Genomic DNA, 12430 nt, shown 5'->3' on the forward strand with positions numbered 1-12430 from the left:
TGGCCGCCACGGCCGAGGAGATGAGCTCCCAGGCCAACAACCTGCAGCAGCTCATGAGCTTCTTCAACCTGGGCCATGTGCAACGAACGGCACGGACACCAGCAGTGAGTCCGGACAACGCTGCCAGTGCGCATGCCGCCCCAAAGACCACTGCCATGTCCCCCCGCAAGCCACTCGCGCTCAACGGCGTGGACGAGGCCAGCTTCGCGCGGTTCGCCTGAGGGAAGCGGAATGACGCAAGCTCCCTCTTCGGAAACTGCGAGCGGCGCGCAGCCCTCAATGCTACTGGCTAAACCCCTTACCGGCGAGCAACAGCAGCAGTACCTTACCTTCACCCTGGCCGAGGAGATGTTTGCCATCGGCATCCTCTCCATCCGCGAGATCCTGGAGTACGGCCAGCTCACCGAGGTGCCCATGACGCCGCCTTTCATCCGGGGGGTCATCAACCTGCGCGGCGCGGTGGTGCCCGTCATCGACCTGGCAGTGCGCTTCGGCCGCCAGCCGCGCGACGTGACCAAGCGCACCTGCATCGTGATCATCGAGACCGGCACCGGGCAGGGCCAGACCCAGCAGATGGGCATCGTGGTGGATGCGGTGTCCGAGGTGCTGGAGATACCGCCTACCGAGATCGAGCCGCCTCCGGCATTTGGCGCTCGCATCCGCATCGACTTCATCAAGGGCATGGGCAAGATCGCCGGCAGGTTCGTCGTCATTCTCGATGTCAACCGCATCCTCTCGATTGATGAAGTCGCCGTCGTCGCGGCCGCGCAGCAGGAGGCGTTGGCGGCCTGACCTAAACTCCACCCTGCGGTTACTCGTGCCGCAGGGCCTCGATGGGGTCCAGCCGTGCCGCGCTGCGTGCCGGGAAGTAGCCGAACAGCACGCCAATACCGGCAGAGAACACGAACGCCAGCACATTCACGCCCACGTTGAACACGAAGGGCACGCTCATCAGGGCCGACAGGCCCACGCTGGCCGCCAGCGCCAGGGCCATGCCCACCAGGCCGCCCAGCGCCGCCAGCACCACGGCCTCGATCAGGAACTGCAGCAGCACCTCGCGTTCCAGCGCGCCGATGGCCAGGCGCAGGCCGATTTCGCGGGTGCGCTCGGTCACGCTCACCAGCATGATGTTCATGATGCCAATGCCGCCCACCAGCAGGCTGACGGCTGCCACTGCCCCCAGCAGCATGGTCATCACCCGGGTGGTGCCGGAAAGCGTCTCCCCGAGCTGCTTGGTGTCGAGCACGTTGAAGTTGTCCTCGTCGCCATCGGCCAGCTTGCGCCGCTCGCGCAGCAGTTGGGTGACGCCGCGTTTGACGCTGTCGGCATCGGCCCCTTCCACCATGGACACCAGCAGGGTGTGCACGCGCGTGTGTCCCACCACACGGCGGTGCATGGTGTTGATGGGCATGAGGACTAGGTCGTCCTGATCGTTGCCAAAGGCGCCCTGCCCTTTCGAGCCCAGCACGCCGATCACTTCACAGGACATCTGCCGCACCCGCACGGCGCTGCCCACGGGCGAGGTGTTGCCGAACAGCTCGCGCCGCACGGTCTCGCCAATCAGGCACACGGCAGCCCCGGCGCGCAGTTCGTCGTCTGTGAAGTCACGGCCGTCGGTAACGCTCCAGTTGCCCGTGACCAGCCACTCGTTGGTGCTGCCGATGATGCTGCTGGACCAGTTGCGGCCCATGGCCACCACTGTGGTGCTGGTGCGGGTTTCCGGCGCGGTGGTAAGCACGCCGCCGATCTGCGAGGCAATGGCCTCGGCATCGCCCAGCTTGAACGACGGCGCCGAGAAGCCACCGCTGCCTGGGCCCAGCCGCTGGCCGGGACGCACCTGCAGCAGGTTGGTGCCCAGGCCGGAGATTTGCGTCTGTATGGCCAGCGTGGCGCCATTGCCCACGGTGACCATGGTGATGACCGCCGCGACGCCAATGACGATGCCCAGCACGGTCAGGAACGAGCGCAGCAGGTTGCGCCGGATGGAGCGGATGGCAAGGACGAGGGTGTTGAAGAACATCAGTGTGCCTCCACCACTGCCGCAGTCTGGCCCGCCGTGCCGTTGTGGTGCTCACGCTCCACCACGCCGTCGCGGAAATGAACAATGCGCCGGGCGTAAGCGGCAATGTCGTGTTCATGCGTGACCATGAGCACCGTGATGCCGAACTCCCGGTTGAGACGCTGGATGAGTTCCATGATCTCGTGGCTGCGCTGCGAGTCCAGGTTGCCGGTGGGTTCGTCGGCCAGCAGCACCTGCGGCTCGGTGACGATGGCACGCGCGATGGCCACGCGCTGCTGCTGGCCGCCGGACAGTTCGGCAGGCGTGTGGTGCTCCCAGCCCTCCAGACCCACGGCCTGCAGCGCGCGCCGGGCGGCAGCGTGGCGCTGCGCAGCGGGTTCGCCCCGGTACACCAGGGGCAGTTCCACGTTTTCCTGCGCTGTGGTGCGCGCCAGCAGGTGGAAGCCCTGGAACACGAAGCCGAAGAAACGGCGGCGCAGGCGCGCCCGCTCGTCGCGCGAAAGGGATTGCACCGGCACCCCCTGGAACAGGTATTCCCCGGTGGTAGGCGTGTCCAGGCAGCCCAGCAGGTTCATGGCGGTGGATTTGCCCGAGCCGCTGGGGCCCATGATGGCGACGAAGTCCCCCCGGTCAATGGCCAGGTCCACGCCCTTGAGTGCCTGGAAGGCCGTGTTGCCCTGCCCATAGACCTTGGTGATGCCACGCAGCTCGATGAGCGGCGCGCCCGGCGTCGGCTCGCTCATTTGCCTGCCCCGGCACTCATCAGCCCGGTGATCACGGTCATGCCCTCTTGCAGGCCTTCGCCAGAGACTTCGGTGGAGCGGCCGTCGCTGATGCCAGTGGTGACCTGCATGGCCTGGGGCTGCCCATCCTTGAGCACCCAGATCTGGCGCACGCCACCACTGCGTTCGGCACGTGCCGTCTTGGTGCCGCTGCTGGGCATGCGCGGGAACATCTTTGACAGCACCCCGCTGCCCTGTTGCGCAGCACCGTTGCTGTTGGGAGGGGTAAAGCGCAGTGCCGTATTGGGCACCAGCAGCACACCCTTGCGCTCGGTGGCCACGATGCTGGCCGTGGCGGTCATGCCGGGGCGCAGGCTCAGGTCGGCGTTGTCCACGTCCAGCGTGGTGACGTAGGTGACCACGTTCTCCGTCTTGGTGGAACCGTAATCCACGCGCGTCACCTCGGCGGGGTAACGGCGGGTGGGGTAGGAGCTGACCGTGAAGGTGGCCTTCTGCGCAGGTTTGACCACACCCACGTCAGCCTCGTCCACGTACACCTCCAGCCGCAGTTCCTTGAGGTCTTGCGCAATCGAAAAAAGCGTGACCGCCTGCAAGGAAGCCGCCACCGCATTGCCCGGGTCGACCGAGCGCGTGAGCACCACGCCGTCGATGGGTGAGCGGATGGAGGCCTTGGACAGGTTGGTTTCGTTCGTGGACAAGGTGGCCTGCGCCTGCTGCACGGCGGCGCGGGCGCTGGCCTCGGCGGCCACAGCTCGGTCCACGGCGGCGCGGGCACTGTCCAGCTCTGCGGCGGAGGGCACCTTGCCGCCAGACAGGCGTGCCACTTCCTCCTGGCGTTCCAGCTGTGCCTTGGCCTCCTTGAGGGTGGCTGTGGCCTGTGCCACCTGGGCCTGGGCCGACGCCAGCGCGGCACGCGAGCTGTTGACCTGGTCCTGCAGCTTGGCCGTGTCCAGCACCACCAGCACCTGGCCTTTCTTGACGCGGTCGTTCTTGTCCACCAGCACCTCGCGCACGGTGCCCGACAGTTCGCTGCCCACGTTGACCAGCCGGGTGGGTTGCAGCGTGCCGTTGGCCGAGACAGTGAGCGTGAGGTCGCCAGTGCGCAAGGGCTCGGTCACGAAGCTGGGAGCCGCCTTGCTCTTCTGCGTGGACAGGTAGTAGTACCCGCCCCCAGCCAGCGCCGCCACAGCCAGCACCGCCCCCCACAGCAGCGGGCGCTGCCACCACCTGGGCGGCCTGTCATCGCCCAGCAGGGCATGCACGTCGTTGGAAGGGACAGTAGGCTTGGTGTTCATGAGGCGTTGGAAGAAATGGCTTGGACAGCGCGTTCAGCGTCGGCGGGGGTCCAGCCGCCGCCCAGGGCCTTGTAAAGCCGCACATGGTCCGCGCTCCAGGTGGCGCGGGTGGTTTCCAGTTCGGATTGCGCGGAAAGCAACGTGCGCTGCGTGTCGAGCAAGGTGGGGTAGTCGATGAGGCCGCTGGCGTAACGCTGGCGGGCCAGAAGCTCCGCATTCGATGCGGCCTCGACGGCGGCTTCCAGCCGCGCCAGGCGCTCGCGGTTGCCATCCAGGGCCACGAGCACGTCCTCCACATCCTGCAGCGCGGTCAGCACGGCCTGCTCGTGCGCCAGCCGCGCCTGCTCCAGTGCAGCCTGCTGCACGCGCACCTGGGCACGAGCCGCGCCACCATCCAGCAGCGAAGCGGACACGCTGGCCAGCACGCTGCGGGTGAGGGATGCCACGTCCAGCAAATCACCCAGACGGGGGGCCGCCAGGCCCAGGGAACCGCTGAGCGACAGGCTGGGAAAGCGGTTGGCGTCCGCCTGGTGCACACGTGCCCAGGCGGCCACGACGCGCTGCTCGGCCACACGCACATCGGGCCGCTGGCGCAACGCGTCTGCAGGAAAGCGCATGGCCAGTTGCGCTGGCGGCTGCGGCACGCCGCTCAAGGCCGCGTCACCCGCCTGGGCGAGTTCGCGCTGCAAGGCACCCGGCGCGCGGCCCGTGAGCACGGCCAGCGCATTCAGCGTTTGCTGAATGCTGGTCTCCAGCGCTGGCAGCGCGGCGCGGGTCTGTTCGATGGCGGCACGCGCCTGCTCCAGATCCAGCGATGAAGCCAGGCCCGCCTGCACACGCCATTGTGTCAACTGCTGCGATTCGAGCTGCTTGGCCAGGCTCTCGCGGGCCAGGCGCAAACGCGTCTGGTAGCCACGCAGCTGTATGGTGTTGACCGCCACTTCGGCGGCCAGACTGATGCGGGCCTGGCCCAGGTTGGCTGCCGCGGCCCGCAGATCGGCCTCGCTGGCGGCCTCGGCGCTGCTGCGCGCGCCAAAGACATCGGGCTCCCAGCTGGCATCAAAGCCGGCACGGAAGGCGTTGCCTGTGGCGTTGTCACCCGCCTTGCTGCGCTGCGCGGAACCCGATGCCCCCACGCGTACGGCGCCGGACGCGGCCGTCACGTCGCGCTGGGCGCGCGCCTGCTGCAAGGCCGCCTGGGTGCTGCGCAGGCTCTGGTTGGACTGCAATGCCTGCTCAACCCAGCGGCTGAGCAAGGGATCGTTGAAGGCGAGCCACCACGTGGCCACTGCCTCGGCACCGTCAGACGCTGTGATGCCTTGCGGCGCCCGGCTCCACTGGGCTGGCACCTCGACCGAGGAAGCGGGCACCTCGCTGGGTGCAAGACTGGCGCAACCGGCCAATGCCAGCGCCGTTACCGCAACAGCCGCGCGGGCAGCGAAAGTCCCTGGCGTGGGGGCCGCGTCAAGTCGCCTGAACTGATGGAAAGAACGCATGAATACCCTGTGTCTTGCCGTCACGGATTCGAACAGCCATATGTATAGTGTGGCGCAATCGTTTTTCGTTCCGGCGAAACACGGGTAAAGGCTGTGTAAAGCCCCTTGCGGGGGGGTCAACCCGCCGCGATGACTGTGCGCTGCACCAAGCGGTCGTCGCCCAGCACGATCAGCGCGAACAGCAGCTCCTCCAGGCTGTCGGCCTGTGCGGTCTTGCGCGCCAGCAGGGGCGTGGCGCCCGGATCGAGGACGAGGAAATCCGCCTCGCAGCCCGGGGCAAGATTGCCCACCACGCCGTCCAGCCCCAGGGCACGTGCGGCACCCGCCGTGTGCTGCCACCACAGGTGGCTGGGCGCCAGGCTCACCCCCTGCTTGGGCAAGCCACCACCCGTAACGCTGGCCCGCCCCACGTGGTAGGCGGCCAGCATGGTGTGGAAGGGGCTGAAGCTGGTGCCGCCCCCCACGTCGCTGGCCAGGCCGTAGCGGAAACCCGCGCGGTCTGCGCTCGCGTAATCGAAGAACCCGCTGCCCAGGAACAGGTTGCTGGTGGGGCTGACGGCGGCGGCTGTGCCGGTCTCGCGCATCAGGGCGCGGTCGGTGTCGTCCAGGTGGATGCAGTGGGCGTAGATGGCGCGTTCGCGCAGCAGGCCGAAATCGCCATACACGCCCAGGTAGCTGCGCGCGTTGGGGTACAGCGCCTGCACCCACCGCACCTCGTCCACGTTCTCGGCCACGTGGGACTGCACCCACACGTCGGGGTAGCGTGCGGCCAGCTCGCCTGCGCCACGCATCTGCGCATCGGAACAGCTGGGCGCGAAACGCGGTGTGATGGCGTAGCCGAGCCGCCCCTGGCCGTGCCAGCGCTGGATAAGGTGCTCGGTGTCGATCAGGCTCTGCTCGGTCTGGTCACGCACGCCGTCGGGGGAGTGGCGGTCCTGAAGCACCTTGCCTGCGATCAGGCGCAGGCCGCGTGCCTGGGCGCGGCTCATCAGGGCGTCCACCGACGCCGGGTGGGACGTGGCGAAGGTCAACGCGGTGGTCACGCCGTTGCGAGCCAGCTCGTCCAGGAAGAAACCGGCCACCTCGCCCGCGTAGGCGGGGTCGTGAAAGCGTGACTCGTGCGGGAAGGTGTAATGCTCCAGCCAAGGCAGCAGGCCTTCGGCGGGCGAGCCGATCACGTCGGTCTGCGGGTAGTGGATGTGCAAGTCCACAAAGCCCGGGGCGATGAGCCGCCCAGGCAGTTCTTCGATGGGCACGCCGGGAAAGCGGTCTGCCAGCTCCCGGTAGGCGCCCACGGCCCGCACCAGCCGCGGCCCTTTCGCCCCGTCCGGCCCTGGACCGACCACCAGCAGGCCGTCGGCCTCGTAACGGGGGGTGGGAAGATCTGCATCGGGGTCGAACCAGAGAATGGCGGCGCGGTAGGCTTTCATGGCGGCAAGCTTAGCGCGTACAGCCCCGATGCGCATAACACCGGCCCGATAGACTTTATGTGCTGGGCACAGGCACGCCAGGGGCTTGACAGCTTTGCTACGCTGGAAGCAAGGGCACAGTCTGCCCCCGTGATCCACCGTTTTTGAACAAGGGAACAACCATGCGTAACCGCCACCTCCTGTCCATCGCCACCTGTATCGGCCTGCTCTGCGCCCCCGCCTGGGCGCAACAACAACACAGCGACAAGGAGATCAAGGAAGACATCCAGCGCCACCGTGCCATGGCCGCAGCGCACGAGGCCGCCGCCAAGTGCCTGGAATCGGGCAAGGGTGAAAAGGTTTGCCAGGAAGAACTGCAAAAGGCCTGCAAGGGACTGGCCCTGGGCAAATCCTGCGGCATGCGCCACGCGCATTGAGGCCGGACCCGGCAGGGTTTTGAGCGCGGGCACAAAATGGCGCCTTTGCCATCCACTGGACTTGCCGACACCATGACCGCCCGCCTCAAGATCGACTTCGTTTCCGATGTTTCCTGCCCGTGGTGTGCCATTGGCCTGGCTTCACTGGAGAAGGCCCTGTCGCGCCTGGACGGCGAGGTGAGTGCCGACCTGCGTTTTCAGCCCTTCGAGCTGAACCCGCAGATGCCGCCCGGCGGGCAGGACATCACCGAACACCTGACCGAGAAATACGGTTCCACGCCTGAACAGCAGGCACAGATCCGCGAAACCATCCGCCAACGCGGCGCGGACGTGGACTTTGTGTTCAATGCAGCGGGCCGTGGCCGCATCTGGAACACGTTTGACGCGCACCGCCTGCTGCATTGGGCGGCGGTGGAGCACCCTGCCCTGCAGCACACGCTGAAGAAGGCCCTTCTGGTGACTTACCACGGTGAGGCGCGCAGCATGGAGTCGCACGAGGTGCTGCTGGACGTGGCCGGGCAGGTGGGCCTGCCGCTGGAGCGTGCCCGGGCTATCTTGGCCGGCGACGAGTTCGCACAGGACGTGCGCGAACACGAAGCCTTCTACACCGGGCACGGCATCCGCTCGGTCCCGGCCGTCGTCATCAACGACCGTCACCTGATCTCGGGTGGCCAGCCGCCCGAGGTGTTCGTGCAGGCGCTGCGGCAGATCGCTTCGGGCGCAGCCTGAACAGGGCCGCGCAGCGAACCTGGGGGGCTCAGTCGTGCTCGCGCAGGCGGGTGAAGTAGTCCTTGAGCTGGTGTTCCCAGCTGCGTTTTGACGCTTCGTCGGCAAAGCTGGCCTCGAAGCTGTTCCACGCCAGCTGGTAGGCGTGGCGCACGTCCAGGTCAAGCGCAGCGAAGAGCTGCAGGTAGTTTTCGTTCAGGTAACCGCCAAAGTAGGCCGGGTCGTCGGAGTTGACGGTGGCACGCAGCCCCGCATCCAGCAACTGGCGCATGTTGTGCTGCGCCATGGTGGGGAACACGCACAGCTTCACGTTGGACAGCGGGCACACCGTCAAAGGCACCTGTTCGCTGGCCAGGCGTTGCATCAGGGCTGGGTCTTTAACGGCCTGCACGCCGTGGTCGATGCGTTCGGCCTTGAGCACGTCCAGCGCGCTCCAGATGTAGGCCGGCGGCCCCTCTTCCCCCGCGTGCGCCACCACGTGCAAGCCCAGTTCCCGGCACTTGGCGAACACACGTTCGAACTTTTCGGGCGGGTGGCCCAGCTCGCTGGAATCCAGCCCCACACCGATGAAATGGTGGCGCCAGGGCAGCGCGGCCTCCAGCGTGGCGAAGGCGTCTTCCTCGCTCAGGTGGCGCAGGAAGCACAGGATGAGCTTGGCGCTGATGCCGAACTCCTGGTGCGCGCGCTGGCAGGCGTGGTGCAGCCCAAGGATGACCGTTTCCATGGGCACGCCGCGCGCGGTGTGGGTCTGGGGGTCGAAAAAGATTTCGGTGTGCAGCACGTTCTCGGCAGCGGCCTTTTCCAGGTAGGCCCAGGCCATGTCGAAGAAGTCCTCCTGCTTGAGCAGCACGCTCGCCCCGGCGTAGTAGATGTCCAGGAAGCTCTGCAAGTCCTTGAAGGCGTATGCCGCACGCAGCTCATCCACGCTGGCGTAAGGCAATTTCACGTGGTTGCGCTCGGCCAGCTTGAAGATCAGCTCGGGCTCGAGCGAGCCTTCGATGTGGATGTGCAGTTCGGCCTTGGGCATGCGGCGCAGCACCTGCGGCAGACGGGCGGGCGAGACGTGAGGTACGTGGAACATCAGCAGACTCCGAAGGTGACGCCCAGGCGGGCAAGGTAGCGCCGGTAGGCGCTGGAAACGCGGTCGGCCGGGCCGTGGACCTCGCGCACGGGTGGTGCGGCGCTCACGGGCAGGCGCTTGGGGGTTTGTGATTCGACGATGGGTTTGTCCTGCGCGAACACGGCGTCCTGGAAGCGGCGCAATTCTTCGTCGCTGGACGTGTCGTTGAAGGTGGCCATGGCGAACCAGGCCGTGCAGGATTCCGCAGTGCGCGGGCAGATAAAGAGCGCAATGGCGTTGCGGGGCCCCTGCTCTTCTGTCGCGTCCTTGGCCAGCAGCGCCGTGTAAGGCGCTGGGACGTCGTAGCGGTAGGCGATCCACGCACCTTCGTTGGCGCCCGCGTAGGCGCGCGGCTGCCAGGCCCGGCACTGGTTCACCGTCACCCCTTCGGGCAACTCCCGCACGTCTCCGGGGTCCACCTCGGCATGGCCGGGCGTGCCCAGCCAGCCCTCGTGCACGAAGCCGAAGTGGCTCAGGTCCAGGAAGTTCTCCACCAGGCGCGGGGCGCTGGTAGCCACCTCGTAGGGGCCGCAGACCAGTTGGCGCCAGCCTGCCGCCTCGCCCGGGGCGAACTGCGGCGGTGCCAGCAGCGGCTCCGGCAGCCCGGGCGCCGGTGGCGCCAGGCGCACCCACACCAGGCCATGGCGCTCCTGCGCCTCGAACACCCGGGCACAGTGGCTGGCCGGGGGCACAAAGGCGGGCTGCACCGGCACGTGCACGCAGCGCCCGCCAGCCTCGAAACGCCAGCCGTGGTAGGGGCAGGCCAGTTGCCCGTCAGACACCCGCCCCAGCGACAGACGCGCCCCCCGGTGCGGGCAGCGGTCTGCCCAGGCGTGGACGGCGCCCTGGCCGTCGCGCCACAGAACCAGGGGTTCGTCCAGCAGCGTCGCTGCCATGGGTTGCTGCGCCACATCAATGGCTGCTGCCACGGGATGCCAGAAAGTATGCTCGATGGCTTGCATATGGGATTCCAGCCTACCAGAACTGGCCCGGTTACAGCCAGTCAGAATGATGAAAAAAGCCACCGGGCCGATGGCTCCGGTGGCTTGCCTTGACCTGCGTCAGATCAGTTGGGCAGCTTGCCTTCCACGCCCTTGACGTAGAACTTGATGCCGCCCAGGAAGGCGTCATCCGCCACCTGGTCCTTGGCCAGGACTTCCTTGCCGTCCTGACCCACGATCGGGCCTTTCCAGATGGAGAAGGAACCGTCCTTCAGGCCAGCCTTGACGGTGTCGATCTTGGCCTTGATGTCGGCGGGCACGTCCTCGGCGATGGAAACCATGTCGATGGCACCTTCTTTGTGGCCCCACCACACGGCGCCAGTGCTCCAGGTGCCTTCCAGCGCGTCCTTGGTGGCCTTGATGTAGTACGGGCCCCAGTTGATGACGGCGGAACCCAGGTGGGCCTTGGGACCGTAGGCGGTCATGTCGGAATCCCAGCCGAAGGCGCGCTTGCCCATCTTCTCGGCGGTCTGCAGCACAGCGGAAGAATCGGTGTTCTGCATCAGCACGTCAGCGCCGCCGTTGATGAGGGACGTGGCAGCCTCGGTCTCTTTCGGCGGATCAAACCAGCCATTGACCCACACCACCTTGGTCTTGACCTTCGGGTTGACCGACTGCGCGCCCAGCGTGAAGCTGTTGATGTTGCGGATCACCTCGGGGATTGGGATGGAAGCCACCACGCCCAGGGTGTTGGTCTTGGTCATGGCACCGGCAATCACGCCAGCCATGTACGCACCTTCGTAGGTGCGGCTGTCGTAGGTGCGCATGTTGTCGGCGGTTTTGTAGCCGGTGGCGTGCTCGAACTTCACGTCCTTGAAGTCACCCGCCACCTTGAGCATGGGCTCCATGTAGCCGAAGGTGGTGCCGAAAATCAGCTTGTTGCCCTGGCCAGCCAGGTCACGCAGCACGCGCTCGGCGTCGGCGCTCTCGGGAACGTTCTCGACGAAGGAAGTCACGACCTTGTCACCGAACTCCGCCTCCAGGGCCTTGCGGCCGTTGTCATGGGCGAAAGTCCAGCCGCCGTCCCCCACCGGGCCGACATAGGCGAAGGCAATCTTCAGCGGTTCTGCCTTGGGCGCCTCGGTCACGGGAGCGGGCGCCGCAGCCGGCTCCTCCTTCTTGCCGCAGCCAATGAGGGCTGCGCTGGCCAGCGCGGTGAGCGCGGCCACCTTCAGCCAGGAACGTTTGTTGATGTTGGTCATGTCGACTCCTGAGAGCGGTGTTGATGAAACGAAACGAAACGAAAAACGAACCAAACGAAATTATGAGCCCGGATAGAACGGTTTGCCGATGGAGCTGGGCATATTCACGCGAATCCACTGCGGGTTGCGGGAAATCAGCACCAGCACCACCACCGTGGCCAGGTAGGGCAGCATGGTCAGGAACTGGCTCGGCACATTCACGCCCATGCCCTGCAGGTGGAACTGCACCATGGTGACGCCGCCGAACAGGTAGGCACCCAGCAAGACGCGTGCCGGACGCCATGTGGCGAAAGTGGTGAGCGCCAGGGCGATCCAGCCCTTGCCTGCGATCATGCCCTCCACCCACAGCGGGGTGTAGACCGTGGAAACGTACGCACCGGCCAGGCCGCACAAGGCGCCACCGCCAGCCACCGCCATCAGGCGGATGCGTCGCACCGGGTAACCCAGGGCATGCGCGGACTCGGGGCTCTCGCCCACGCTGCGCAGCACCAGACCGGCGCGGGTGCGGTAGAGGAACCAGATGAGCCCGGCGGTGAGCGCCACGGCCACGTACACCATGGGATGGTGACGGAACAGCGCGTTGCCCAGGAAGGGAATGTCCGCCAGGAGCGGGATGGCGTACTGGGCCTGCTCGGGCAGCTTGGCCTGCACGTACGAGGTGCCCGCGAAGGCCGAGAAACCGGCCCCGAAGAGCGACAACGCCAGCCCGGTGGCGTACTGGTTGGTGTTGAGCCAGATGACGAGCACACCGAAGATGACCGCAAGCGCTGCACCCGCGAGCATGCCTGCACCAAAACCGGCAAGCGTGCTGCCCGTGTGGGCCACGGTGGCAAAACCCGCCAGCGCGGCACAGAGCATCATGCCCTCGGCGCCCAGGTTGACAATGCCCGCCTTTTCGTTGATGAGCAGACCCAGCGATGCGATGGCCAGGACGGTGCCCGCATTGAGCGAGGCAGCAATGAGCAGAGCCGTGGATTCCAT

Annotated in this window: 12 protein-coding genes and 1 pseudogene; 4 read left to right on the forward strand and 9 right to left on the reverse strand. The window is 66.8% G+C overall.

Annotated features, from left to right (window positions below; genetic code table 11):
* Together ACYVHH_RS17140 and ACYVHH_RS17145 are read left to right on the forward strand one after the other, a co-directional pair.
* Window positions 1-221: pseudogene (locus ACYVHH_RS17140) on the forward strand (methyl-accepting chemotaxis protein); the annotation flags it as partial.
* Window positions 222-279: 58 nt separating this feature from the next.
* Entirely contained in the window at window positions 280-792 is a 513-nt protein-coding gene (locus ACYVHH_RS17145) for a chemotaxis protein CheW (RefSeq protein ID WP_460566457.1), read from the forward strand.
* Between the two features lie 19 nt (window positions 793-811).
* Here ACYVHH_RS17145 and ACYVHH_RS17150 read toward each other — a convergent pair whose 3' ends face one another.
* The 5 genes from ACYVHH_RS17150 to guaD form a co-directional block, all read right to left on the reverse strand.
* Window positions 812-2020 carry an ABC transporter permease gene (locus tag ACYVHH_RS17150; RefSeq protein WP_460566459.1) on the reverse strand — a complete coding sequence of 403 codons (1209 nt, stop codon included), beginning with the start codon at window positions 2018-2020 and terminating at the stop codon, window positions 812-814.
* A complete protein-coding gene (locus ACYVHH_RS17155) occupies window positions 2020-2763 on the reverse strand; it encodes an ABC transporter ATP-binding protein (RefSeq protein WP_460566461.1) in 744 nt (247 codons plus the stop codon). Before ACYVHH_RS17155 ends, ACYVHH_RS17150 begins: the two co-directional genes overlap by 1 nt.
* Window positions 2760-4058, reverse strand: coding sequence for an efflux RND transporter periplasmic adaptor subunit (locus tag ACYVHH_RS17160; protein ID WP_460566462.1), 1299 nt, complete (start codon window positions 4056-4058; stop codon window positions 2760-2762). The genes ACYVHH_RS17155 and ACYVHH_RS17160 overlap by 4 nt, the downstream gene beginning before the upstream one ends.
* Window positions 4055-5554 carry an efflux transporter outer membrane subunit gene (locus tag ACYVHH_RS17165; protein ID WP_460566464.1) on the reverse strand — a complete coding sequence of 500 codons (1500 nt, stop codon included), beginning with the start codon at window positions 5552-5554 and terminating at the stop codon, window positions 4055-4057. Before ACYVHH_RS17165 ends, ACYVHH_RS17160 begins: the two co-directional genes overlap by 4 nt.
* A 116-nt stretch (window positions 5555-5670) precedes the next feature.
* Window positions 5671-6984, reverse strand: a complete 1314-nt coding sequence (gene guaD / locus ACYVHH_RS17170; RefSeq protein ID WP_460566466.1) for a guanine deaminase — start codon at window positions 6982-6984, stop codon at window positions 5671-5673.
* A gap of 161 nt (window positions 6985-7145) precedes the next feature.
* Here guaD and ACYVHH_RS17175 point away from each other — a divergent pair, with 161 nt between their 5' ends.
* Both ACYVHH_RS17175 and ACYVHH_RS17180 read left to right on the forward strand, forming a co-directional pair.
* Entirely contained in the window at window positions 7146-7400 is a 255-nt protein-coding gene (locus tag ACYVHH_RS17175; protein WP_460566468.1) for a hypothetical protein, read from the forward strand.
* Between the two features lie 72 nt (window positions 7401-7472).
* The gene (locus tag ACYVHH_RS17180; RefSeq protein ID WP_460566470.1) at window positions 7473-8129 is read left to right on the forward strand and encodes a DsbA family oxidoreductase; all 657 of its coding nucleotides are present in this window, start codon (window positions 7473-7475) and stop codon (window positions 8127-8129) included.
* Between the two features lie 28 nt (window positions 8130-8157).
* On the opposite strand, the gene ACYVHH_RS17185 is transcribed toward ACYVHH_RS17180, so the two are convergent.
* The 4 genes from ACYVHH_RS17185 to ACYVHH_RS17200 form a co-directional block, all read right to left on the reverse strand.
* On the reverse strand, window positions 8158-9207 hold the full coding sequence (locus ACYVHH_RS17185; protein ID WP_460566472.1) for an adenosine deaminase: 1050 nt from the start codon (window positions 9205-9207) through the stop codon (window positions 8158-8160).
* Window positions 9207-10208 carry a Rieske 2Fe-2S domain-containing protein gene (locus ACYVHH_RS17190; RefSeq protein WP_460566474.1) on the reverse strand — a complete coding sequence of 334 codons (1002 nt, stop codon included), beginning with the start codon at window positions 10206-10208 and terminating at the stop codon, window positions 9207-9209. The genes ACYVHH_RS17185 and ACYVHH_RS17190 overlap by 1 nt, the downstream gene beginning before the upstream one ends.
* Before the next feature lie 104 nt (window positions 10209-10312).
* Window positions 10313-11449, reverse strand: coding sequence for a BMP family ABC transporter substrate-binding protein (locus ACYVHH_RS17195; protein WP_460566476.1), 1137 nt, complete (start codon window positions 11447-11449; stop codon window positions 10313-10315).
* A gap of 60 nt (window positions 11450-11509) precedes the next feature.
* Entirely contained in the window at window positions 11510-12430 is a 921-nt protein-coding gene (locus ACYVHH_RS17200) for an ABC transporter permease (protein ID WP_460566478.1), read from the reverse strand.

The sequence above is a fragment of the Hydrogenophaga aquatica genome (genome assembly GCF_054780915.1).